The sequence below is a fragment of the Nocardia sp. NPDC004582 genome (assembly GCF_053602115.1).
The window spans coordinates 40,127-62,652 of the sequence record NZ_JBSGCY010000023.1; the positions used below are offsets into that span (position 1 = coordinate 40,127).

23 protein-coding genes are annotated in these 22,526 nt (G+C 69.7%); 14 read left to right on the forward strand and 9 right to left on the reverse strand.

The window, feature by feature from the left end; translation table 11 throughout:
• Positions 1 to 9 precede the first annotated feature (9 nt).
• A complete protein-coding gene (locus ACWELJ_RS09855; protein ID WP_452365808.1) occupies positions 10 to 870 on the reverse strand; it encodes a 3-hydroxyacyl-CoA dehydrogenase in 861 nt (286 codons plus the stop codon).
• Positions 871 to 872: 2 nt separating this feature from the next.
• Entirely contained in the window at positions 873 to 1,520 is a 648-nt protein-coding gene (locus ACWELJ_RS09860; protein ID WP_452365782.1) for a TetR/AcrR family transcriptional regulator, read from the reverse strand.
• Between the two features lie 108 nt (positions 1,521 to 1,628).
• On the opposite strand from ACWELJ_RS09860, the gene ACWELJ_RS09865 reads away from it, so the two are divergent.
• Entirely contained in the window at positions 1,629 to 3,917 is a 2,289-nt protein-coding gene (locus ACWELJ_RS09865) for a molybdopterin guanine dinucleotide-containing S/N-oxide reductase (RefSeq protein WP_452365783.1), read from the forward strand.
• A 56-nt stretch (positions 3,918 to 3,973) separates the two neighbouring features.
• Here the strand turns inward: ACWELJ_RS09865 and ACWELJ_RS09870 are convergent, their stop codons facing one another.
• Entirely contained in the window at positions 3,974 to 4,879 is a 906-nt protein-coding gene (locus ACWELJ_RS09870; protein WP_452365784.1) for a LysR family transcriptional regulator, read from the reverse strand.
• 92 nt (positions 4,880 to 4,971) lie between these two features.
• Here ACWELJ_RS09870 and ACWELJ_RS09875 point away from each other — a divergent pair, with 92 nt between their 5' ends.
• The gene (locus ACWELJ_RS09875; protein WP_452365785.1) at positions 4,972 to 6,213 is read left to right on the forward strand and encodes an MFS transporter; all 1,242 of its coding nucleotides are present in this window, start codon (positions 4,972 to 4,974) and stop codon (positions 6,211 to 6,213) included.
• 117 nt (positions 6,214 to 6,330) lie between these two features.
• The gene (locus ACWELJ_RS09880) at positions 6,331 to 7,425 is read left to right on the forward strand and encodes a TerD family protein (protein WP_452365786.1); all 1,095 of its coding nucleotides are present in this window, start codon (positions 6,331 to 6,333) and stop codon (positions 7,423 to 7,425) included.
• Between the two features lie 6 nt (positions 7,426 to 7,431).
• Here the strand turns inward: ACWELJ_RS09880 and ACWELJ_RS09885 are convergent, their stop codons facing one another.
• Positions 7,432 to 8,685 (reverse strand): TerD family protein, encoded by a 1,254-nt coding sequence (locus tag ACWELJ_RS09885; RefSeq protein WP_452365787.1) that lies wholly within the window; start codon positions 8,683 to 8,685, stop codon positions 7,432 to 7,434.
• A gap of 156 nt (positions 8,686 to 8,841) precedes the next feature.
• The gene (locus ACWELJ_RS09890) at positions 8,842 to 9,060 is read right to left on the reverse strand and encodes a hypothetical protein (RefSeq protein ID WP_452365788.1); all 219 of its coding nucleotides are present in this window, start codon (positions 9,058 to 9,060) and stop codon (positions 8,842 to 8,844) included.
• Positions 9,061 to 9,289: 229 nt separating this feature from the next.
• Here ACWELJ_RS09890 and ACWELJ_RS09895 point away from each other — a divergent pair, with 229 nt between their 5' ends.
• The 5 genes from ACWELJ_RS09895 to ACWELJ_RS09915 all read left to right on the forward strand — a co-directional run bounded on the left by ACWELJ_RS09895 (position 9,290) and on the right by ACWELJ_RS09915 (position 14,425).
• Entirely contained in the window at positions 9,290 to 10,288 is a 999-nt protein-coding gene (locus tag ACWELJ_RS09895; RefSeq protein ID WP_452365789.1) for an alpha/beta hydrolase, read from the forward strand.
• Position 10,289: 1 nt separating this feature from the next.
• Positions 10,290 to 11,189: an SDR family NAD(P)-dependent oxidoreductase gene (locus ACWELJ_RS09900; protein WP_452365790.1), complete on the forward strand. Its 900-nt coding sequence runs from the start codon at positions 10,290 to 10,292 to the stop codon at positions 11,187 to 11,189.
• Between the two features lies 1 nt (position 11,190).
• Positions 11,191 to 12,126: a ferritin-like domain-containing protein gene (locus tag ACWELJ_RS09905; protein ID WP_452365791.1), complete on the forward strand. Its 936-nt coding sequence runs from the start codon at positions 11,191 to 11,193 to the stop codon at positions 12,124 to 12,126.
• Positions 12,123 to 13,589: a flavin-containing monooxygenase gene (locus ACWELJ_RS09910; protein WP_452365792.1), complete on the forward strand. Its 1,467-nt coding sequence runs from the start codon at positions 12,123 to 12,125 to the stop codon at positions 13,587 to 13,589. Before ACWELJ_RS09905 ends, ACWELJ_RS09910 begins: the two co-directional genes overlap by 4 nt.
• 71 nt (positions 13,590 to 13,660) lie before the next feature.
• Complete coding sequence (locus tag ACWELJ_RS09915) at positions 13,661 to 14,425, forward strand: MerR family transcriptional regulator (protein ID WP_452365793.1); 765 nt, start codon at positions 13,661 to 13,663, stop codon at positions 14,423 to 14,425.
• Between the two features lie 42 nt (positions 14,426 to 14,467).
• On the opposite strand, the gene rplL is transcribed toward ACWELJ_RS09915, so the two are convergent.
• From rplL to ACWELJ_RS09930, 3 genes are read right to left on the reverse strand one after another with little or no spacing between them, the layout of a single operon-like run.
• Complete coding sequence (rplL, locus tag ACWELJ_RS09920; RefSeq protein WP_452365794.1) at positions 14,468 to 14,851, reverse strand: 50S ribosomal protein L7/L12; 384 nt, start codon at positions 14,849 to 14,851, stop codon at positions 14,468 to 14,470.
• A gap of 42 nt (positions 14,852 to 14,893) precedes the next feature.
• A complete protein-coding gene (locus ACWELJ_RS09925; RefSeq protein WP_452365795.1) occupies positions 14,894 to 15,283 on the reverse strand; it encodes an acyl-CoA thioesterase in 390 nt (129 codons plus the stop codon).
• Positions 15,283 to 15,666, reverse strand: coding sequence for an acyl-CoA thioesterase (locus ACWELJ_RS09930; protein ID WP_452365796.1), 384 nt, complete (start codon positions 15,664 to 15,666; stop codon positions 15,283 to 15,285). The genes ACWELJ_RS09925 and ACWELJ_RS09930 overlap by 1 nt, the downstream gene beginning before the upstream one ends.
• Before the next feature lie 114 nt (positions 15,667 to 15,780).
• Between ACWELJ_RS09930 and ACWELJ_RS09935 the strand changes: the two genes are divergently transcribed.
• The 3 genes from ACWELJ_RS09935 to ACWELJ_RS09945 are packed head-to-tail and all read left to right on the forward strand — an operon-like array spanning position 15,781 to position 18,697.
• On the forward strand, positions 15,781 to 16,755 hold the full coding sequence (locus tag ACWELJ_RS09935) for a GlxA family transcriptional regulator (RefSeq protein ID WP_452365797.1): 975 nt from the start codon (positions 15,781 to 15,783) through the stop codon (positions 16,753 to 16,755).
• A complete protein-coding gene (locus ACWELJ_RS09940; protein WP_452365798.1) occupies positions 16,752 to 17,483 on the forward strand; it encodes a DJ-1/PfpI family protein in 732 nt (243 codons plus the stop codon). Before ACWELJ_RS09935 ends, ACWELJ_RS09940 begins: the two co-directional genes overlap by 4 nt.
• Before the next feature lie 20 nt (positions 17,484 to 17,503).
• Complete coding sequence (locus ACWELJ_RS09945; RefSeq protein WP_452365799.1) at positions 17,504 to 18,697, forward strand: cytochrome P450 family protein; 1,194 nt, start codon at positions 17,504 to 17,506, stop codon at positions 18,695 to 18,697.
• Positions 18,698 to 18,726: 29 nt separating this feature from the next.
• On the opposite strand, the gene ACWELJ_RS09950 is transcribed toward ACWELJ_RS09945, so the two are convergent.
• Entirely contained in the window at positions 18,727 to 19,854 is a 1,128-nt protein-coding gene (locus ACWELJ_RS09950; RefSeq protein WP_452365800.1) for an NADH:flavin oxidoreductase, read from the reverse strand.
• A gap of 115 nt (positions 19,855 to 19,969) precedes the next feature.
• On the opposite strand from ACWELJ_RS09950, the gene ACWELJ_RS09955 reads away from it, so the two are divergent.
• The 3 genes from ACWELJ_RS09955 to ACWELJ_RS09965 all read left to right on the forward strand — a co-directional run bounded on the left by ACWELJ_RS09955 (position 19,970) and on the right by ACWELJ_RS09965 (position 22,381).
• Positions 19,970 to 20,413, forward strand: coding sequence for a MarR family winged helix-turn-helix transcriptional regulator (locus ACWELJ_RS09955; RefSeq protein ID WP_452365801.1), 444 nt, complete (start codon positions 19,970 to 19,972; stop codon positions 20,411 to 20,413).
• Positions 20,414 to 20,516: 103 nt separating this feature from the next.
• Complete coding sequence (locus tag ACWELJ_RS09960; protein WP_452365802.1) at positions 20,517 to 21,521, forward strand: saccharopine dehydrogenase NADP-binding domain-containing protein; 1,005 nt, start codon at positions 20,517 to 20,519, stop codon at positions 21,519 to 21,521.
• A gap of 11 nt (positions 21,522 to 21,532) precedes the next feature.
• A complete protein-coding gene (locus ACWELJ_RS09965; RefSeq protein ID WP_452365803.1) occupies positions 21,533 to 22,381 on the forward strand; it encodes an NAD(P)H-binding protein in 849 nt (282 codons plus the stop codon).
• Positions 22,382 to 22,526: the final 145 nt, after the last annotated feature.

The following is a 22,526-nucleotide window of genomic DNA, read 5'->3' on the forward strand; positions in this document are numbered from 1 at the left end:
GGTGTGCGCCTAGGCCGTGTACTTGTAGAACCCCTCTCCGGTGGCGATGCCGAGCTTGCCCTGGTCGATGTAGTTGTCCTTGAGCCACTGCGCGATGCGCTGCGCGGCGGCGTCACCGTGCGCCATGATGTTGTAGGGCGTGGTGAGCCCGATGATGTCGAGGATCTGGAACGGCCCGGCCGGAGCGCCGGTGCCGATGCGCCAGGTCTTGTCCACCGCCTCGGGATCGGCGTAGCCGCCCTCGGCGAGGTTCATGGCCGCGTTGAGCAGCGGCACCAGCAGCGAGTTGAGGACGTAACCCGCCTTCTCCTTGTGCAGTTCGATGGGCACCATGCCGATGGCGGTCGCGAAGTCCACGACCGCCTGATAGACGGCCGGATCGGTGTCATCGGTGCCCATGATCTCGGCGGTGTTGAAGTGCCACACCTGATTCGCGAAGTGCAGCGCCAGGAACCGGTCGGGCCGGCCGGTGAAATCCTTGATGGCGCTGGGCAGCAGGGTGGAGGAGTTGGTGGCGAAGATGGTGCGCTCGGGGGCGAGGCGGCCCAGCTTCTCGTAGATCTCCTGCTTGAGCGAGAGCACCTCCGGCACCGCCTCGATCACCAGGTCGGCCTCCGAAACCGCCGCGCCCAGATCGGAATTGAGCGCGATGCCCGCGGCGGTCGCCTCGGCCTTGCCGTCGCCCGCGCCGGGCACCTGCTCGCGGTAGGTGGCGGCCAGTTTGTCGAAGCGCCCGCGCGCCGCGGTCAGTGCCGCGTCGTCGATGTCGTATCCGGTGACGTCGAAGCCGCGGAACGCGGTCTGGAACGCGATCTGCGAACCCAGCACTCCGGTGCCGAGCACGGTGACCTTGCGGATCTCGATGCCCATTGTCATTGCCTCCCTGTGGATGTGAAGAATCCGGCGATTATCTGTGCGATCTGCGCCCGCAGATCCGCCATGGCGTCATGGCCGGGGTGCGCGCCGGTGGACGGCCGGGCCAGGGCCAGATGCAGCACCGCGAAGATGCTGCGTCCGGCCACGCGCGCCTGCTCCTCGACCTGTTGTGCGCCGGTCGCGCCGGAATCGGCGACGAGCCGATCGGCGATCATGGATTCCAGCCGGGCCACCAGGGCCAGGCCCTCGGAGCGGTACTTGTCGGTGGGTGAGCCGAACAGCAGTTCACGCTGATAGACGATGGTGTTCTCGGGTCGCTGCGCGGCGGTCCGCAGCAGCGGGCCCAGCATCGCGCACACCGCGGCGACGGTGTCGGACTGCGCGCGAGCCTGATCCGCGCCCTGCTCCAGTGCGGTGCGCAGCTCCTCGTTGTAAACCATCAGCAACAGTTCGCCTTTGGTGGCCGCGTAGCGGAACAGCGTGCCCGCCGCGATATCGGCGCGATCGGAGATCTGCTGGGTGGTGACCCGATCGAAGCCCTGCTCGGCAAACAGGGTGGCGGCCGCCTCGAAGATCCTGGACTGCTTGTCGTGCATCTTGCGTTGCCGTCGTCCGACGTGCGCCGACGTTGCCATTGTGGCCATCGGACACCTCCAACCCTGCCTTCGTAACTGAGTGGACTCAGAAATGAGCGTACTCCTAGCTACCGAATCCGCAACCCCGCCCCGACCGGCCGGGCGTATGTTGAGGGCATGGCCACGCACCTGACCCACTGGGGCGTTCTCGAAGCGGACAGTGACGGCGAACGGCTGACCGCGGTCCGCCCGTGGCGCGCGGATCCCGAACCCACTCCGCTGATCGAGAATGTCGCCTCGGCCCAGCATCATCCGGCGCGCATCGATCAGCCCTATGTGCGGCGCGGCTGGCTGGAGCACGGTCCCGGGCCCGGGCCGCGCGGCGCGGAGGAGTTCGTGCCGGTCCCGTGGGAGACGGCGCTGGATCTGCTGGCCGGTGAATTGTCCAGGGTGTACCGGGAATTCGGCGCGGGCGCGGTCTACGGCGGTTCCTACGGCTGGGCCAGCGCGGGCCGATTCCATCACGCGCAGAGCCAGATTCACCGATTCCTCAACTGCCTCGGCGGCTACGTTTCGCACCGCAACAGCTACAGCCTGGGCGCGTCGACGGTGTTGCTGCCACACATCCTCGCCGACATGGGCACCATCATGTCGCGGGCCACCACCAAGTCGGTGCTGGCCGAGCACTCGAAGCTGATCATCTCCTTCGGCGGCCTGTCCCCGAAGAACGTGGTGGTCTCGCCCGGCGGAGTCTCCAAGCACAACGGCCGCGGCTGGATCCGGACCGCGCACGCCAACGGCTGCCGGTTCGTCACCATCGGACCGCTGCGCGATGACAGCCCGGCCGAGGCCGAGGCCGAATGGATCGCGTCGAGGCCCGGCAGTGATGCCGCGCTGATGCTGGCCCTGGCCCAGGTGCTGGACGCGGAAGGGCTGGCGGACAACGCTTTCCTGGACCGCTACACCGTCGGCTACGACCGCTTCCGAGACTATGTGCGCGGCGTGGCGGACGGCATCGTCAAGGACCCCGAGTGGGCCGAGCCCATCACCGGTGTGCCCGCTGATCGGATCCGCACCCTGGCCCGCGAGATGGCGGCCACCCGCACCCTGGTCACGGTGAGCTGGTCGCTGCAGCGGGCCCGCTACGGGGAGCAGCCGCTGTGGCTGGGCGTGGTGCTGGCCGCCATGCTCGGCCAGATCGGTCTGCCCGGAGGCGGATTCGGCCACGGCTACGGTTCCGCCGGGAATGTCGGGCTGGCCGTGCGGGTCACGTCCCCGCCGAAACTGCCGCAGGGGCGCAACGCCGTCCACGACTTCATCCCCGTCGCGCGGATCGCGGACATGCTGCTGCACCCGGGCGCGCCGTACGAATACAACGGCGAGCATCGCACGTATCCCGATATCCGCCTGGTCTATTGGGCCGGTGGCAATCCCTTCCATCACCACCAGGACCTGGCCCGGCTGCGCACCGCCTTCGGCCGGCCCGACACCGTGGTGGTGCACGATCCGTTCTGGTCGGCCACGGCCCGGCACGCCGACATCGTGCTGCCCTCGACCATGACCATCGAGCGTGACGACTACGGCTCGGGCGAGGGTGACCGCCACCTGTTCCCGATGCCCGCCCTGACCCGGCCGCACGCGCAGGCCCGCGACGACTACTGGATGTTCGGCGAACTAGCCGAAAGGCTCGGCGTCGGTAAGGAATTCACCGAGGGCCGCACCGCCGGCGAATGGCTGCGCCACCTCTACGACGAGTGGCGCGAGCGGTTGCGCGCCCGCGGCTACCAGGTGCCCGACTACGACACGTTCTGGGCCGGGGAATCCCTGGACCTGCCCGTCGAAGCCGAGGAGCACATCGCCTTCGCCGACTTCCGCACCGACCCGGACGCGCACCCGCTGCACACCCCGAGCGGCCGGATCGAGATCTTCTCCGAGACCATCGCGGGGTTCGGCTACGACGACTGCCCCGGCCACCCGGTGTGGCTCGAACCCGACGAGTGGCTGGGCGGCCCACTGGCGGCCCGATTCCCGATTCAGTTGGTGGCCAACCAGCCTCGGACCAAACTGCACAGTCAGCTCGATATCGGCGCGCACAGCCAGTCCTCGAAGATCCAGGGCCGCGAGCCGGTCCGGCTGCACCCGGACGACGCGGCCACGCGCGGTCTCGCCGCGGGCGACATCGTCCGGATCTTCAACGATCGCGGCAGCTGCCTGGCCGGGCTGGAGATCAGCGATTCGGTGCGGCCCGGTGTGGCACAGCTGTCCACTGGCGCCTGGTACGACCCCGACCCGGCCGACGCGACATTCTGCCGCCACGGAAACCCCAACGCGGTCACCCGGGATCGCGGCACCTCCCGCTTGAGCCAGGGGTGCACCGGCCAGCTCTCCCTGGTGGAGATCGAGCGCTTTGGCGACCCACTCCCGCCCCTGACCGTCACCGGCCCGCCCGCCATCGCCAACCCCTGAAGCCGCCGAGCCCGCCTGCCATCGCCCCGCGTGCGGGACCGACCCTCGCGTTCGGTCTACCGGTTCGCGCCGGGTCGGCGCCCACCACTGCGCGCGGCGCCCTGCGCGACGAGCGCTTCGATGACGGTGCGCGCGGCGTTGGACGGCGTGCGGGCGGCCGCGTGGCCGACGCACAATCGCCACGGCAGCGGATACGGCCGGTAGTCGGCGTACGGGACGTCGGGGGTGAGCCGCGCGACCGACTGCGGGATGAGCGCGACCCCGAAATCCTTGGCCGCCAACTCCAGTGCGAACGCCTGATCGGCCACCTCGATGACCGGGTAGCGGCCCGGGAACAGCTCGTCGGCGATGGTGCGGATGCCCCAGCCCGGCGGGAAGTCGATGAAGCGCACCCCGTGCAGATCGGCGGCGTGGAAGGGGCGGCCCGCCAGCGGATGTTCGGGCGCGGTGCACAGCACCAGGGTCTCCTCGGCGATGAGATGCGTGGTGAGGCCGGGGAATTCGTCGGTGATCCCCGCGAGGAGCGCCAGCTCGAGCGAATTGTCCAGCAGCCCGGCCACATTGCCGGCCATCCCGGAGATGCTCTGGCGCATCCGCAGGGTCACCTCGGGATACCGCCGGTGCAGTTCGGCGATGATGCCCGCCAGGTCGATATTGTGGATGTTCATCAGATTGCCGACGACCACCTCCCCGCGGATCTCCCCACGCGCGGCGTCGATGGCGTCCACGATGTCGCCGCGGGCGCGCAGCAGGGTGCGGGCGGGCGCGACCATGGCCCGGCCCGCGACGGTCAGCTCGAGGGTGCGCGGCGTGCGGTCGAACAGGCGCACCCCGAGTTCGTGCTCGAGTTTGGCGACGCTGGTGGAGACCGCCGACTGCACCAGATTGAGATTACGGGCCGCGGCGGTGAAGGACCGGTGGTCGCAGCAGGCCAGGAAGCACTCGATCTGACGCAGCTCCATGGGCCCAGCCTAGACGTGTCCATCTATTCGATAGATGGCAGTATCAAAAACCATCGCTTTTGTAGATTCGAATCTCCGCCCACGATGGATCGGTGACGGTTTCCACGCTCCGCGCCCAGGCGCCCGCCCCGATCCCTGCCGAGGCGTCCCCGACGCTGACCCGGACGACGGTGCTGGTATTCGCGGTGACCGCGGGCTCCTCCGCCGCGGGCAACTACTACCTGCAACCCCTGCTGCACCAGGTCGCCGGCGACCTGCGGGTGTCCACCGCGAGCGCGGCCCTGCTGGTGAGCGCGGCCCAGATCGGGTACCTGTGCGGCCTGGCGTTCCTGGTCCCGCTGGGCGATTTCCTGCGCCGCCACCGCATGGTGCCGGTGCTGCTGCTGGCCTCGGTCGCGGCCCTGCTGGTGTCGGCGTTCGCGCCGAACTACGCGGTGCTCGTCGCCGGGGTGGTGGCCACCGGCGTGGCGGCCTCGGCGGCGCAGGTGGTGGTGCCGTGGGCCTCGGCGCTGGCCGATCCGGCGCGGCGCGGGCAGGTGGTCGGCACCGTGATGAGCGGTCTGCTGCTGGGAATCCTGTTGTCCCGGGTGCTGTCCGGGGCGGTGGCGCAGCTGGGCGGCTGGCGCGCGGTGCTGCTGGTGGCGGCCGGACTGCAGGTGGTGATGGCGATCAGCGTGTACCTGCTCGCGCCCGCCACCCCGCGCGCGGCGACCGGCGAGAGCTATCCGCGGGTGCTGGTGTCGATCCTGGGTCTGATCCGCCGCCACGCGGTGTTGCGGCAGCGCATGCTGCTGGGGTTCATCCTGATGGGGTCCTTCTCGCTGGTGTGGACCGCGCTGGCGTTCCAGCTGTCCGGCTCGGGCGGAAGTTCCTACCACTACGGCGAATTCGTGATCGGCCTGTTCGGCCTGGCGGGTGTGGTCGGGGCGCTGGGCGCGCCGGTGGTGGGCCGGCTGGCCGACCGCGGGCACCTGCGCCGCGTCACCACGCTGACCTGGCTCGTACTGCTGGCCAGCTGGGCGCTGGTGGTGTGGGGTGGGCACAACGTGGTGGCGTTGATCGCCGCGCTGGTGGTCTTCGACTTCGGTATCCAGGGCGCGCATCTGACCAATCAGTCGGCCATCTACACCCTGGACCCGGCCGCGCGCAGCCGCCTGACCACGGCCTACATGGTCACCTACTTCCTCGGCGGCGTGACCGGATCGGTAACGGCCGGGGCCGCGTTCGAGGCGGGCGGCTGGGCGCGGGTGTGCGAGATCGGGGTGGTCGCCACGGTGGCGGGCCTGGTGCTGTGGGCGGTGTTCGCACTCAGGTCGGCCGTCCGCAGCAACTGAACGTGCGTCCGATTCACTCTGTGGCATAAAACGATTCGCCGGGACACGGTGCCACGCACGAAACAGATATGGGTTCGTTTCATCCGGGTGTCGGGCCGAACCCATAGAGTGGAGAACGTGGCCGCACTTCTCACCCAAGGGCAGACCGGTGAACTGGGCGTCTCGGACATCATCGTGACGGTGCACTTCAGCGCGGGAGTCGATCTCGCCGCGCTGCTCCTGACCGATCGCGGTGCGGTACGTGACGATACCGATCTGATCTTCTACAACCAGCCCACCGGCCCCGGCATCCAGCTGGTGCCCGGGCAGCACGCCGTCGCCGTGAACCTGAGCGCGGTGCCGCCCGGGGTGGCCCATATTCGCATCGTGGTCAGCCTCGACGATCGCGACAGCCGCTTCGGCGACCATCCCGCCCCGCACATCGGCATCGCCGACGATCGCGGAAACCCGTTGTACGAGTACGTGATCGACGGCCTCGGCAACGAGACCACGGTGGCCGCGGTGGACCTCGACCGCGGCGAGGACGGCTGGTACGCCCGCGCGGTCGGCTTCGGCCACCCCCGCGGCTTCGCGGCGCTGGTCGCGGATCACGGTGTCTCCATCAGCAATTCGCCGCACACGGCGCGCCCCGTCACCCCGGTGATCGCGCCGGTCATGAAGTCCGGCGACACCGTGGCCCTGCGCCGGCAGGGGCAGGACCTCAGCTTCGTCAAGATGGGCCTGGGCTGGGATCCGGTGCACGTCCAGCACAAATGGGGTTCGCGGCCGGTCGAGATCGACCTGGACGCCTCCGCCCTGGTCTACGCCGGGCACGATCTGATCGACGCCGCGTACTACGGCCAGCTGGTCACCAAGGACGGGGCCATCCGGCACTCCGGCGACAACCTGACCGGTGAGGGCAAGGGCGACGACGAGACCATCACCGTCGACCTGACCCGGATCGGCCCGCAGGTCACCACCATCGTCTTCGTGATCACCTCCTACGCCGGCCACACCTTCGAACGGGTCCGGAACGCGTTCTGGCGCTTGATCGACGGCACCACCAGCACCGAGCTCACCCGCTCCAACCTGAGCTCCGGCGGCGCGCACACCGGCATGGTGGTGGCCAAGGTGCATCGTGAGGACGGCATCTGGAAGGTGTCGGCGCTGGGCCATCCGATCGAGGCCGGGCACCCGGTCGAGGCGGCCGGCCAGGTGCTCGGATTGCTGTGAGCGGACTCAGTCCACGGTGATGAACCGGCCCAGCTGCGGCACCGCCTCGCCGGGGTGCTTGGCCTGGAAGCCCTCGCCGATGGCCTGCAGTTTCCATTCGCCGCCCGAGCGGAACACCTTCGCCATGGCGATGGCCGTGAACGGCATGCCGCCCGCCAGCGCGTAGCGGGCCAGCTCGGCCTGGGTGGTGTCGTCCACCAGGCGGCAGTAGGCGTTGCTGACCTGTTCGAAGGTGTGGCCCTGGTAGGAGGTCACGATGAACAGCAGCGTATTCACATGGCGCGGAACGCGACTCAGGTCGACCATGATCACCTCGTCGTCGCCGGCCGCGCCCTCACCGGTGAGATTGTCCCCGGAATGCCGGATGGACCCGTCCTTCGAGATCAGCTGACCGTAGTAGGCCACGTCCACCAGATGCCGGTCGGCGAACATGGCCACCCAGGCGTCCAGGTCGATGTTCGCCGCGCGGCGGCCGAACAGTCCGCCCTGTTTGGCCGGGTCCCAGCCCAGGCCCATGCGGATGCGGGTGAGCGCGACCCCGCCCTCCTTGCGCAGCGTGACGCGTTGGCCCTTGGACAGATTCACCGGCTTGGCGCCCGAGAGCCCGCCGTCGGCGGGCTGCGGCGAGTAGGGCGGCGGTGGCGGCGGCTGAGTGTGGCCGGCCGGTGCCGGGGGGACCGGGGGCGGCGCGATGGGTGGCGGATAGGCCGACGGCGGCGGCGGGGGAGCGACAGGTGTCGGCGTGGGACGCGGCGCGTCCTCGACCGTCACCCCGTGATCGCGGACCAGGGCGGCGAATCCGCCCGCGTACCCCTGCCCGACCGCCCGCACCTTCCAGGCGCCGTAGCGCCGGTACAGCTCGACCGCGATGACGATGGACTCGCTCTGCAAGTCCTCGATCTTGTACTCGTACAGCGCGTTCCCGCCCGGATCGGAGACCACCGCGACCGGCGGGGCGATCCGCCCGAAGGTGGCCCCGGTCCCGTCGAGGGTGATCACCGCCCGGATCTGGGTGATCTCGGCGGGCACCTGCGCCAGCGAGACCGCCAGGTCGGCGGGCTGCCCGGACACGCCGTTGCGCAGCCGCACGCCCGGACCGGCCGGTTGGTTGTAGAACACGAAGTCGTTGTCCGAGCGCACTTTCCCTTGCTCGGTCACCAGCAGCGCGGACAATTCGGCGGTGGCCGCGACCCGGACGGAGACCACCACCTCCATCGCGGCCAGTGCGCCGTTCTGACCCTTCACCAGTGTTGTGGACAAGGCCGATCCTCCCGTATCGAAAACGCCCACCTGCCACTCTAGGAGACCGGTCGGCGCTCAGCAGGCGAGCTGGTCGGCCAGGTCCAGGAAATCCACTGCGCTCCTGTCCGCGGGCTGCCGGGAGGTCTCCGCGCAATAGGCGAAAGCCTACGAGATCTAGGCTGCGTTCATGGAGATCGGCCGGGCCAGTCGGACAGCCTTGGCGACCGCGTAGGCTTCGACTCCGTCGCGGCCCGGCCGCTGGCGGAGCTGTTCACCGAATACCTCGGCGAGCCGCTCGCCGGCCTGCCCGCCCGGAACCGGCCCGCGCCCCTGCTGCACGCCGCCGCCGGGGCGTGAGCCCACTTTCCCCGCAACGGCCCTGATCCCCGCCAATGCGGCAGGGTCGCAATGGTGGCGGTCCGCAGGAACTTGTTGGCCACCCAGGCGAGCGGTCTGGTCCGCGCACCGCCCGGCTCGCTGCCCGTCGACAAGCGATCGCGACCGTCATAGCCGAAAGTGCCAGGTCGCGACCCTCGACTGTGACAAGGCTCACTATACAGGTGACTAGGTCGTTACCAATGTGCCATTGACAACTGGCACATTGAATCGCGATGCTGGGCCCATGAGGACGAGGTCAATGGCGACCTTCCCGCCGGCGGCGGTCCCCACCCGGGCGGCGACGCGGACGCGACTCGCGGCCGCGGCGTCGGTGGTGGGGATACGCCAGGTCAATGGGTGGTTGCCGAACAATCGAATCGGAATCGAGGCCGGGCGCGCGCTCATCGCCGCGATCATGGCGGCGGGCGGACCCACCCCGGCGGGGACCGCGGTCACCCCGGTGCGCTCCGGCGGCGTGCGCGGCGAATGGGTCCGGGCCGCCGGTGTGCGGCACGGTGATCGGGCCATCTATTACCTGCACGGCAGCGGCTACGTGGTGTGCTCGGCCAAGACCCATCGCGGACTCGCGGCCCGGCTGTCCAAGGTCACCGGGCTGCCGGTGTTCGTGGTGGACTACCGGCTCGCGCCCGAGCACCCGTTCCCCGCGGCCGCCGACGACGCCGCGGCGGGCTACCGGTGGCTGCTCGAACATGGTTACCGCGCCGGCGATCTGGTGATCGGCGGCGACTCGGCGGGCGGCCACCTGGCCCTGGACCTGCTGCTGCAGAACGCGATCGACGGCACCGCGCAGCCCGCGGGCGCGTTCATGTTCTCGCCGCTCATGGATCCGACCCTGAGCCTGGCCGAGCGCCGCGACCGGGTGCTGCCCGATCCCATGGCCCCGGCGCACACCGGGCGGCGGCTCATCGAGCTGTACACCGCCGCTGAGCCCGCCGATTCGCCCCGGCTGCGGCTGACCATCCCCGCGGGCGCGGCGCTGCCGCCGCTGTTCGTGCAGGCCAGCGTGGGGGAGATGCTCGCCGACGACGCCCGCCACCTGCGCGATATGGCCGCCGCGGCGGGTGTGCCGTGCGAACTGGAGCTGTGGCCCGGGCGCATCCACGTCTTCCAGGCACTGCCGCTGCTGGTGCCCGAGGCCGGGCCCGCGCTGCGGCGCGCCGCCGGGTTCGTGACCTCGGCACTGGCGCAATCGGATTCGACGCCACGAAAGCGGGTGGGCTGACATGTGGCCGATCGACGAAGTGAAGTTCGCGCTCGGCGGCGAGCGCCGCTCCCAGCGTGCCAAGGCCGTGGTCACCGGCGCGGGCAGCGGGATCGGGCGGGCGTTCGCGCTCGAGCTCGCCGCCCGCGGGGGTGCGGTCGTGTGCGCCGACATCGACAAGGACCGCGCCGACGAGACCGTGCGGCTCATCGAACGCACCCACGGGCGCACCGCGCACGCGGTGCGCTGCGACGTGTCCCGGCGCGAGGACGTGGAGAGCCTGGCCCTGCACACGGAACTGCTGTTCGGTGGCGCGCCGACCCTGGTGATCAACAACGCGGGCGTCGGCATCGGCGGAAAGCCGGTGGGCGACATCGGCTTCGGTGACTGGGAATGGGCGCTCGGCATCAACCTGTGGGGCGTCGTGCACGGCTGCGAGATCTTCGCGCCCCAGCTGCGCGCGGCCGGACGCGGCGGCATCATCAATGTGGCCTCGGCCGCCGGCTTCGCGGCCGCGCCCGGGATGGCCGCCTACAACGTGTCCAAGGCGGCGGTGGTGTCGTTGTCGGAGACCATGGCGGCCGAGCTGGCGGGCAGCGGGGTCGCGGTCACCGCGCTGTGCCCGACCTTCGTGCGCACCAATGTGGTGACCGACGGCCGGATCACCTCGGGCTCCTCCCGATTGGCGGACGGGCTGATGCGCTGGACCGGTTTCTCGCCCGAGTCGGTGGCCCGCACCACCCTCGACGCCCACGACCGGGGCGCGCTGTACGTGCTGCCGCAGCTGGACGCCCGCGTGGTCTGGCACCTGAAGCGGCACTTCCCGGCCCTCTACGCCCAAGCCCTCGGCGTCCTCAATCGTGTGCTGCCGCAGCAGGACACGGCGGCGACCGGCGCGAACCTCCAGAAGACAGGAGTCTGACATGTCTGCGAAAACCACCTCCTTCGACTTCGACGCCATGCTGGCCAAGATCAAGTCCAGGCAGTGGGCGCTGGCCGACATCGACTGGGACGCACCGGGAGCCGAGCTCATCGACCCGGCCCTGCACGCCAAGCTGAAGCCGTTCATGGCCGATCTCATGTGGATCGAGAACGTCGGCGCGCGCGGCTTCGCGGCCATGGCCAAGAAGGCCCCGACCCCCACACTGGCCGAGATCTACCGCTACTTCCACGCCGAGGAGCAGCGCCACGCCAATGCCGAGCTGGCGCTCATGCGTCGCTGGGGCATGCTCGAGGGCGACGAGATCCCCGAGCCCAATATCAACGTCAAGCTGGTCATCGACTTCCTGGACAAGTACTCCGACGGCATGTCGCTGTCCTTCCTGGGCACCGTCATCCCCATGCTCGAGGTGGCCCTCGACGGCGCGCTGATCAAGTTCGTCACCGACGAGATCGCCGACCCGATCGCGCAGGAGGTCTTCAAGAAGATCAACAATGACGAATCCCGGCATCTGGCCACCGATTACGCGGTCATGGAACTGCTCGGGCACGCCAGCGCCCGCAAGCTGGCCATCGACCTGGTGGGCGGCTGGGTCAAGCCGTCGCTGTTCATCGGGCTGCTCAGCTATATCCCGCTGCTGAACAAGATGCGCGACAATATCGTCGACATGGGCGTGAGCGAGGAGAAGCTCTACGCCGCCATGGCCCGCTTCAAGCAGGTCGGCGAGCGCGCGCCGATCGTGAACCGGCTGCCCATGTACCGGTTCGTGAAGATGCACTCCGACTGGGTCGTCAACCGCGAACACCCGTATCACCTGTTCGCGGACGCCATGGTCAAGGTCACCGGGGCCATCCCGGACCGCCTGCTGCCCACGCAGCCGACCTGGTCCAAGGAACTCACCTACGAGCCCGTCGCGTGAACGCCGTGAGCAAGCCACTGGACGTGGCGATCATCGGAGCCGGATTCGCGGGCATCGGCGCCGCCATCAGGTTGCGGCAGAAGGGGATCGGCGACTTCGCCGTCTTCGAGCGTGGCGACCGGGTCGGCGGCACCTGGCGCGACAACACCTACCCGGGCGCGGCCTGCGACATCCCGTCGCGGCTGTACTCCTACAGCTTCGCGCCCAACCCGGACTGGTCGCGCACCTACTCCGGCAGCGCCGAGATCCTCGGCTACATCGACTCCATGGTGGCGGAGTCGGGCATCGCGCCGCACCTGCGCTTCGGGCACAACGTGACCGGCATCGTGTTCGACGACGAGACCGGGCTGTGGACGCTGTCGTTCGGCGCCGGACGGCGAAAAGTGCGGGCGCGCACCGTGATCCTCGCCTCGGGCCCGCTGTCCAATGCCGGGTTCCCCGATATCGCGGGCATCGACGGCTACGAGGGCCACAAGATCCACAGCGCCCGCTGGGATCACGACTACGACTTCACCGGCAAGAAGGTGGCCGTGGTCGGCACCGGCGCGAGCGCCGTGCAGATCATCCCCGAACTGGTGAGACAGGCCGCCTCGGTGAAGGTCTTCCAGCGCACGCCCGGCTGGGTGCTGCCGCGGGTGAACCGGCGCACCAACGGCCTCACCAAACAGCTGTACCGGCAGCTGCCGGTCACCCAGTCGCTGGCCCGGGAGGCCTGGTTCTGGGGCCACGAGTCGGTGGCGCTGGGCGTGGTGTGGAATACGCCGCTGACCCGGGTCGTCGAATCGGTCGCCTTGCTGCACCTGCGTTCCCAGGTGCGTGACCCGTGGCTGCGACGGCAGCTCACCCCCGATTTCCGGGCCGGCTGCAAGCGGCTGCTGATGAGCAGCGAGTACTACCCGGCTCTGCAGGCCGACAACTGCAAACTCATCACCTGGCCGATCGCCGAACTGTCCCCGCACGGCATCCGTACCGCCGAGGGCATCGAGCACCGCTTCGACTGCATCGTCTTCGCCACCGGGTTCGAGGTGTCCAAACAGGGCTCCCCGATTCCGGTGACCGGGCGCGGCGGCCGGGTGCTGGCCGACGAATGGCGCGGCGGCGCATACGCGTTCAAGAGCGTCACGGTGGCCGGATACCCCAACCTGTTCCTCACCTTCGGGCCGAACTCGGGGCCGGGCCACAATTCGGCGCTGGTCTACATGGAGGCGCAGATCGACTACCTCACCGACGCCATCAAGATCGTGCTCGACCGCGGGCTGCGCACGCTCGAGGCCCGGCAGGATCGGCAGGACCGCTACAACCGCGGCCTGCAGCGCCGGTTGACCGCCACCACCTGGAACTCCGGGTGCAGCAGTTGGTATCTCACCGAGGACGGGTTCAACGCGACCATGTACCCCGGTTTCGGCAGCCAGTACGCCCGGCAGCTGGCCAGGGTGGATCTGGCGGATTTCCACCTGCGCTAGGGTGCTGAGCAGCAGCGCCAATGCTCTGGCGGAGCCGGGGATCGCCGGCGGAAGGGACGGGAACAGGACGAATGGCGGAGTACCGCATCGACGATCTCGCCCAGGCCGCCGGCACCACGACGCGCAATGTGCGCGCCTATCAGGAGAAGGGGCTGCTGCCCACGCCCACCCGCCGCAGCGGGCGCGCGCTCATCTACGACGACACCCACCTGGCCCGGCTCCGCATCATCGACGCGCTGCTGCAGCGCGGGTTCACCATCGCCCACATCGCCGACTTCATCACCAGCTGGGAGACCGGCAAGGATCTCACCGAGATCCTCGGGCTGCAGAGCGCGGTCACGGACAGCTGGGGCAAAACCGAAGAGCCGGTGGCGATTCCGCGTGAGCTGGTGGACACGTTCTTCGGCGACACCGAAGCGCACCAGGTCGACCGCGACCAGCTGGAGCGGCTGGAGAAGCTCGGCATGGTGCGGCTGCGCGACGAGACCGTCGAGCTCACCCGGCCCGAACTGCTCGGCATCTTCGCCGACCTCAGCTCCTACGGCTTCGGGCTGCCCGAACTCATCGACCTGCACGCGGCCATCACCGAGCGGCTCGAATCGATCGCCCGGCTCATGGTGGTGGCGGCCAAGGACCACATCGAGTCCGCGCACGGACCCGGGTGGCTGCCCGAGACCGACGCGGAGATCGCCGAAACCACCGGGATGCTCAACCATTTCCGGGAACTCGGGACCCGCTCGGTGCGCGACAGCCTCGATCAAGCGCTCGACAAGGTGCTGCACGCCGAACTCGGCGCGTACCTGGAGACGGCCGCCCGCCGCCGCGCGCAGGACTGATCGGCGCGGGGCGGGATCGATTCAGCGCGGGGCGGGATCGATTCAGCGCAGGGCGGCGCGGGCTCCGGCGGCCTCGAGTTTGATCCGGGCGGCTTCGGCCGAGTCCTTGTCGACCTTCTCCAGCACCGCCTTCGGCGCGGACTCGACCAGATCCTTGGCCTCCTTGAGGCCGAGCCCGGGAATGATCTCCCGCATGGCCTTGATGACCTGAATCTTCTTGTCCCCGAAGGATTCCAGCACGAGATCGAATTCGTCCTGTTCGTCGGCCGTCTCGGCCGGGGCCGCGTCCACCGCGACTTGGACGGCCACCGGCGGCGCGGCGCTCACGCCGAATTCTTCCTCGAACGCCTTCAGGAACTCCGAAAGTTCCAGCAGCGTCATCCCTTTGAATACGTCGAGCAGTTCGACGACGGTCATCTTGGCCATGATGTAACCCCTTGCAACGCTGACCAGGCGATACAAGTAATTCTAGGCGGAAGGAACCGCCAAGGTCATCAGATATTCGCGCTCCCCGCGTGTCAGCGGGCGTGGCGCGCCGTCGGCGGTCGCCACGAGCGTGGAAGTCGCGGAGAGATAAAGGTATTCGCCATCGCGAACCTCGTGGCGCAGGGTGAACGAGGTGGTGCCGACCTTCGCCACCGCGGAGCTGACCGTCACCGGCGCGGCTCGGAACACCAGCGGCATACGGTAGCTCAGCCGCTGACCGGCCACCACCGCGCCCCACGGCTGCCCATCGGATGCGTAGCGCTGCAGCAGGTCCGCGCGCGCCTCGTCGAGGTACTGGGCGAACACCACATTGTTGAGGTGCTGCTGCGCGTCCATATCGGTGCGGCGCAACTGGATGTCGTAGGTGTGCATCAGGCTTCCAGATCCTTCAACAGCAGGCGCTGATCGTCGGGCAGCGGCCGCGACCGCTGGGTGTCCTGGTCGAAGGCGACCATGGTGCACACGGCCGTCGAATACACCACGTCGTCGTCGCGGATCTCCTGCCGCAGTACGAAGGAGGAGGTGCCGACCTTCGAGACCCACGTCTCGATGCGCACCGGCTGCGGGCGATAGCGCAGCGGCGTCAGATAGTCGATATCCATCTGCGCGACCACGTTGGCCCCGCCGAACCCGCGCGTCCAGAACAGATCGATACGGGATTCCTCCAGGTAGCGCAGGTGCGCCGCATTGTGCACATGCCCGTCGGAGTCCATATCGGACCACCGCAGCGGGCATTGGAAAAGATGTCGGGCCACCCCGCATTCATATCAAGCGGGCCGGGGCGGCAACCTTCCGGCCATCGTCGCGATGGCCGAATTTGCAAGAGTCGTGTCGTTGACGCCACCGCGCCCGGGCAGCAGGCTGAAGACATGCGGGTGGTGCTGATGGTGGTGTTCGACGGATTCCAGCTGACGGATCTGGCCGGGCCCGCCGACGTCTTCACCGCGGCCGGGCTGCTCGGTGACGGGCCCGGCTACCGTGTCGAACTGGCCGCGGCGCAGGCCGGTCCGGTGCGGTCCTCCTGCGGTATCGAGGTGACGGCCCCGCACGGGCTCGACACCTGGACCGGGCCGCTGGACCTGCTGCTGGTCGTGGGCGGCCTGAGTCTGTGGGCCACGTCCGACCACGGGGAACTGGTCGCCGGGATCCGGCGGGTGGCCGCGGACGCGCGGCGGGTGGGCTCGGTCTGTTCGGGCGCGTTCCTGCTGGCCGGCGCGGGTCTGCTGGACGGCCGCCGCGCCACCACGCATTGGGCGGGCGGCGAGCTGCTGGCCCGGCGATTCCCGGCCGTCACCACCGAACCCGACCGCATCTACGTCCGCGACGGACCGATCTGGACCTCGGCCGGGGTGACCGCGGGCATCGATCTGGCGCTGGCCATCGTGGCCGCCGACCACGGCCCCCAGCTGGCGCGGGATGTCGCGCGCTGGATGGTGGTGTACCTGCATCGGCCCGGTGGGCAGAGCCAGTTCAGCGCACCGCTGTCGGTCAACTCGCCCAAACGCGATCCGCTGCGCGAACTTCAGGCCTGGATGGAGGAGCATCCGGACGCGGACCTGTCGCTGCCCGCGCTGGCCGAGCGGGTCGGCATGAGCACCCGGCACTTCTCCCGCGTCTTCGCCGGCGAGACCGGGACCACGCCCGCCCGCTATGTGGAGCGGGTGCGCATCGCCGCCGCCCGGCGTCTACTGGAGACCGGCGATCAGCCGATGGACCGGGTCGCGGCCGCGGTCGGCCTGGGCAGTCCCGAGACCCTCTACCGAATCTTCCACCGCCATCTGGGCATACCGCCGGGCGAGTACCGCGCCCGGTTCACGAATTCCGAAGGAGAGCGTGTCCCATGACATTCCAGATCGCCATCGTGCTCTACCCGGGCATGACCGCGCTCGACGTGATCGGACCCTACGAGGTGCTGCGCGGGATCCCCGACAGCGAGATCCGTTTCGTCGCCAAGCGGGTCGGCCCGGTCATCGCCGACAGCGACGTGCTGGCACTGGGCGCGACCCACACCTTCGCCGAGACGCCCGCACCCGATCTGGTGCTCGTCGGCGGCGGCGAGCAGGGCACCACCGGCGCCATGGCCGACCGGGAGCTCATCGACTGGCTGCGGGCGGTGCACCCGAAGACCCAGTGGACCACCTCGGTCTGCACCGGGTCACTGATCCTGGCGGCAGCCGACATCCTGCGCGGCGAGCCCGCCACCACGCACTGGCTCGGGCAGCCCGCGCTCGCGCCCTTCGGCGCCGAATCGCGCCCCCACGATCGCATCGTGCACAGCGGCAAGATCGTCACCGCCGCAGGCGTTTCCGCCGGCATCGACCTCGGGCTGTGGCTGGTCGGCCGGATCGCGGGCGAGGAGCGGGCGCGGATGACCCAGCTCTACATCGAGTACGACCCGCACCCGCCGTTCGACACCGGCCACCCCGACAAGGCGAGCGCCGACCTGCTGCGCAAGACCCGTCTGCTCGCCACCAAACGCTCGGCCAAGCCCAAGGTGCCGCTGGAGGTGGCCACCGCCTTCTGGCGACTGACGCTGAATCGCATGCGGGATCGGGCCGCCGCGCGCCGCTGAATTCCCGTACCGTCGGAAGGGTGAGCGAGCTGCTCGGCGACCACTTCCTCGCCAATCCGCATGCGTACTACCGGCTTTGGCGCGAGGAGGGACCGGTGCTGCGGGTGCGGTTCGGGGACGGCGTGGAACGCTGGCTCATCATCGGCTACGAGGAGGCCCGCGCCGCGCTCGCGGATCCGCGGCTGCGCAAGGACATCGACCTGCTCGAATCGGTGATCGCCCGCAAGCACGCCGGGCCCTGGGAGGGCCCGCGCACCCACGACGGGCTGCGGCACATGCTCAATGCCGACCCGCCCGACCACACCCGGCTGCGGCGGGCGGTCTCGCAGGCGTTCACCGCGCGGCGGGTGGCGGCATTGCAACCGGTCATCGAGCGGACGGCGCGAGAACTGCTGGACGCCATGGCCGATCACGACGAGGTCGATCTGCTGCGGGCCTTCGCCGTGCCGCTGCCGGTGGCGATCATCTGCCATCTGCTGGATGTGGACATCGAGGACCAGGGCACTTTCCGGGAGTGGACCAAGGCGCTGGTCGGCACCCTCGAACCCGGGGTGGATCCGGCCCGAGCGCACGGCGAGATGGTGGCCTTCCTGCGGAACCTGCTGCGGCGCAAGCGCGCCGAGCCGGGCGAGGACCTGCTCTCGGCGCTGGCCACCGACGCCGACGCCCGGCTCGACGAGGGCGAACTGATCGGGATGGCGCTGCTGCTCCTGGTCGCCGGACACGAGACCACGGTGAACCTGATCGGCAACGGCATGCTGGCGCTGCTGCGCGACCGGCCCTGGCTGGACCGGCTGTGCGCGGCGCCGGAGCTGATCCCGGCCGCCGTCGAGGAATTCCTGCGCTACGACGGGCCCGTCGACCTGGCCACGCTGCGCTTCACCGCCGAGCCGATCACGGTGGGCGACAGCGTCATTCCCGCGGGCGAGCTGGTGCTGGTGGCCCTGGCCGCGGGCAACCGGGACCCGCGCCACTTCACCGACCCGCACCGCCTCGACCCGCTGGCCGACCACGTCGCGCACCTGGGCTTCGGCCACGGCGTCCACTACTGCGTCGGCGCGCCGCTGGCCCGGCTCGAGGCCCGGGTCGCGTTCACCCAACTGCTGGAACGGTTCCCGGACCTCGAACTCGCCGTGGACGAGTCGGCGCTGCGCTGGCACCCGAACCCGGTGATCCGCGGCCTGAAGCGGCTGCCGGTGCGCCTGCGGAAGTGAACTCCGGCGACCGGGGATCTCCTGGGCGGCTAGCTGAGGGTCTTCAGCGCCGCGCCGTCGTACGGCTTCAGTTCGTCGAGCCGCCCCGCCAGGACCTTGGCCGCCCACTCCGGGTCCTGGAGCAGGGCCCGGCCGACGGCGACCAGATCGAATTCGTCGCGCTCCAACCGATCGAGGAGATTGTCGAGACTGCCGAGTTCGGCCCCCACACCGGCGAACGCGCGCAGGAACTCGCCGTCGAGGCCGACCGAACCGACGGTGATGGTGGTCTTGCCGGTGAGCTTCTTGGTCCAGCCGGCCAGGTTCAGATCCGAGTCCTCGAATTCCGGCAGCCAGTAGCGGCGGGTGGAGGCGTGGAAGGCATCGACGCCGGCCGCCGCGAGCGGGGTCAGGATCGCCTCCAGCTCCTGCGGGGTCTCGGCGAGCCGCGCGTCGTAGGCGTCCTGCTTCCACTGCGAGTACCGGAAGATGATCGGGAATTCGGGCGAGACGACCGCCCGGACCGCCGCCACGATCTCGGCCGCGAATTTGGTCCGCGCCACGGCATCTCCGCCGTAGGCGTCGGTGCGCCGGTTCGTCCGTGCCCACAGGAACTGGTCGAGGAGGTAGCCGTGGGCGCCGTGCAGTTCGACGCCGTCGAAGCCGATGCGTTCTGCGGCCGCGGCGGCCTCGGCGAACGCGCCGATGACGTCGTCCAGATCCTGCCGGGTCATCGCGTTGCCGGTGCCCTCGGTGCCGTCCACGCGGATACCGGACGGGCCGACGGCGGGCGCTTCGGTGACGGGTCCCTCGCCCTGATTGCGAACCATGCCGATATGCCACAGCTGCGGCACGATGGTGCCGCCCGCGGCGTGCACATCCGCGGCCACCTTCGCCCACCCGGCCAGCTGCTCTTCGCCGTGGAAGCGCGGCACCCGATCGCTCTGACCGGCCGAATCGTGGCCGACATAGGTTCCTTCGGTGACGATCAGCCCGACCCCGGCGGCGGCGCGGCGGGCGTAGTAGGACCGCACATCGTCCCCGGGAACGCCGCCGGGAGAGAACATGCGCGTCATCGGCGCCATCACGATGCGATTGGGAACGGTCAGCCCGTTCAATGTGACGGGCCGAGACAGAACCTGAGCCGTGCGGGCGGCGTCGGACGCGGTGACGGTCAAGGGACTCTCCTCATGGTTACTTGCCAACCTAGATGGTTGAGAACTTCAAGCATTGCGGTAGACGCTAGTGGTGAATATTTGAGATCGTCAAGTTTCTGTGGATAGGCTTATTCATATGGCAGCAGGTCCCCGCGTCGACACCGCTCAGCTCATGGAGCTGCTCTCGGTGTCACTCGGCGCCTACTACGGCGACTTCACCCTCGCCGCGGCGAGCGAGAACCTCACCGCGATCCAGGGCAAGGCGCTGACCGTCCTGCGCCGCGGCCCGATCGCCATGCGCGCCCTGGCCGAGATCATGACCTGCGACGCCTCCAACGTGACCGGCATCATCGACCGGCTGGAGAAGCGCGGTCTCGTCCGCCGCGAGGCCAGCGCCTCGGACCGGCGCGTCACGAACCTCGTCATCACCGCCGAGGGCGAACGGGTCGCCGACGCCATCCGGGCGAAGATGCACACCACCCGCGAGGGCCTGGACAACCTCGACCCCGAGGACCGGGACCACTTGTACGCCTTGCTGAAACGGGTCTTCCTCACCCGCCCCACCGCTCGACCGGAGTGACCGACAACGGCAGCGCGTGAGCGATGAATTTCGGTCGGTGGCGAGGTCTATATCTCTGAACTGACGTTCGAATTGTTCATCGAGCCAAAAGAGTTGATCTTTCATGACCGTATTCGCCATCTACGGGGCCACCGGTCACACCGGCCGTCTCGTCGCCGCCGATCTCATCGCACGAGGGAAGGAAGTGGTTGTCTCCGGGCGCGATCCGGAAGCCCTGGCCGCCCTGGGTCATTCGTGGGTGATGCCCGCCGCGCTGGACGATCCGGCGGCGCTGCGGGCGCTGGCCGAGGCCGCCGACGTGATCATCCACTGCGCGGGACCTTTCGCCACCACCGGACTGCCCGTGGCAACCGCCGCCGTCGAGGGCGGCTGCCACTACGTCGATCACGCGGTGGAGGTGCACCATGTGAAACGGCTGTTCGACGACTTCGCCGAACCCGCTCAGCGGGCCGGGATCACCATGCTGCCGAGCGTGAGTTTCTATGGGGGACTGGGCGATCTGCTCGCGGGGGCCGTCGCGCGCGCAGCGTCCGGCATCGACCGGATCACCGTGGCCTACCACGTCACCAACTGGATGATGACCCACGGCGCGGTGGAGACCGCGCGACTGCTGTTCGCCGACACCGACCGCATCGGCTACGAGGACGGGCAGCCCCGCTACGGATTCGTGGAACCGCGGCAGGCGATCTTCGCGTTCCCGCCGCCGGTCGGGCCGCGGCCCATGATCGCGCCGGTGCCGTTCCCCGAAGCGGTCACCGTACCCCGGCACACCCGCACGAAAGCGGTTGAGGCGCAGCTGACCGCGCACACCTTCGCCGAGGATCAGGCCTTCACCAGCGAGCAGGTCGATCCGGCCGCCCGCGCCGACAGCCGATTCATGATCGCCGCCCAGGTGCTCGCGTCCAGCGGGTCGGCGTCCGGGACCCTGACCGGGCGGGACCTGTGGTCGGCGGCCGCGCTGGCCTCGGTGGAGGCGGCGGTGCGGCTCACCGAGGGCACCGTGAAGAGCGGAGTCGCCAGTCCCGCCGAGGCTTTCGAGGCGGCCGGCTTCCTGCGGGCTCTCGCCGCGCGCGAGGCCTTCGAACTCCGGCTGCCGGAACAGGCGTGAGGAGCCCGACCATGGAACCGATTCTCGTCACCGGCGCGGCCGGGGGCAGTCAGGGCGGCACCGGCCGCCGCGTCGCCGAGACCCTGCTGCGCGCGGGTCTGCCGGTGCGCGCCTTCGTACACCGCGACGACGGCCGCGCGGCCGAACTGAAGGACCTGGGCGCGGAGGTGGTGGCCGGTGATCTGCGCGAGATCAGCGCCGTGACACCCGCCCTCCAGGGCGTGCGCCGCGCCTACTTCACCTATCCGGTGACCGCCGGAATGCTGGACGCCGCGGCGGTTCTCGCGGCCGTCGGCAAGCGGACCGGGCTGGAGCGGGTGGTCGCCACCTCCCAGCTCGGCTCCGATCCGCAGGCGGGCACCCCGCACATGCGGCGGCATTGGGTGGCCGAGCAGGTCCTGGACAACGCCGGTATCGGCGCGGTGCACCTGCGGGCCGCGGTGTTCTTCGAGAACCTGCGGGTGGCCATCGGGGACCGGGGCGAGCTGGCGCTGCCGCTCGGCTCGCCCGACACCGTGCTGCCGCTCATCGCGGGCGCGGACGTGGCGGGCGTCGGGGCCGGGGTGCTGCGCACCGCGGGCCCGGTGGATCCGGTGCTGTGGCTGGCCGGGGAGATCATGACCGTCGGCGAGGCCGCCGACATACTCGGCGTCCCTTACCGGAACGTGGATCCGGTCGCATGGTCCGACTGGGCCATGACGGTGTACCGCGACGACGTGACCGTGGAACACCTGACCCACCTGTGGACCATGTTCGCGGCCATCGGCTCCGGGCATGAGCTGTTCCGGGTCACCGAATCCATCGAGCGCTTCACCGGGCGGCCGCCGATCACCCTGCGGGAGTTCACCGCCGGGGCCTGAGGCCGATCAGGCCAGCCAGCGTCCGCGCCGCAGCACCCGGCGCAGGCCCAGCTGGTCCGGGGCGACGGTGCAATCGATCACCGCCCGCCTCGTCCGCAGTGGAGGAATACTTGGTGGCCGCTAGGGCGCACGCCGCGAACCACAT

Excerpts from the sequence above, each read along its gene's own strand:
- ACWELJ_RS09855 (WP_452365808.1), bottom strand. The coding sequence starts at position 870 with ATGGGCATCGAGATCCGCAAGGTCACCGTGCTCGGCACCGGAGTGCTG.
- ACWELJ_RS09860 (WP_452365782.1), bottom strand. The coding sequence starts at position 1,520 with ATGGCCACAATGGCAACGTCGGCGCACGTCGGACGACGGCAACGCAAG.
- ACWELJ_RS09865 (WP_452365783.1), top strand. The coding sequence starts at position 1,629 with ATGGCCACGCACCTGACCCACTGGGGCGTTCTCGAAGCGGACAGTGAC.
- ACWELJ_RS09870 (WP_452365784.1), bottom strand. The coding sequence starts at position 4,879 with ATGGAGCTGCGTCAGATCGAGTGCTTCCTGGCCTGCTGCGACCACCGG.
- ACWELJ_RS09895 (WP_452365789.1), top strand. The coding sequence starts at position 9,290 with ATGAGGACGAGGTCAATGGCGACCTTCCCGCCGGCGGCGGTCCCCACC.
- ACWELJ_RS09900 (WP_452365790.1), top strand. The coding sequence starts at position 10,290 with ATGTGGCCGATCGACGAAGTGAAGTTCGCGCTCGGCGGCGAGCGCCGC.
- ACWELJ_RS09905 (WP_452365791.1), top strand. The coding sequence starts at position 11,191 with ATGTCTGCGAAAACCACCTCCTTCGACTTCGACGCCATGCTGGCCAAG.
- ACWELJ_RS09915 (WP_452365793.1), top strand. The coding sequence starts at position 13,661 with ATGGCGGAGTACCGCATCGACGATCTCGCCCAGGCCGCCGGCACCACG.
- rplL (WP_452365794.1), bottom strand. The coding sequence starts at position 14,851 with ATGGCCAAGATGACCGTCGTCGAACTGCTCGACGTATTCAAAGGGATG.
- ACWELJ_RS09925 (WP_452365795.1), bottom strand. The coding sequence starts at position 15,283 with ATGCACACCTACGACATCCAGTTGCGCCGCACCGATATGGACGCGCAG.
- ACWELJ_RS09935 (WP_452365797.1), top strand. The coding sequence starts at position 15,781 with ATGCGGGTGGTGCTGATGGTGGTGTTCGACGGATTCCAGCTGACGGAT.
- ACWELJ_RS09940 (WP_452365798.1), top strand. The coding sequence starts at position 16,752 with ATGACATTCCAGATCGCCATCGTGCTCTACCCGGGCATGACCGCGCTC.
- ACWELJ_RS09955 (WP_452365801.1), top strand. The coding sequence starts at position 19,970 with ATGGCAGCAGGTCCCCGCGTCGACACCGCTCAGCTCATGGAGCTGCTC.
- ACWELJ_RS09960 (WP_452365802.1), top strand. The coding sequence starts at position 20,517 with ATGACCGTATTCGCCATCTACGGGGCCACCGGTCACACCGGCCGTCTC.
- ACWELJ_RS09965 (WP_452365803.1), top strand. The coding sequence starts at position 21,533 with ATGGAACCGATTCTCGTCACCGGCGCGGCCGGGGGCAGTCAGGGCGGC.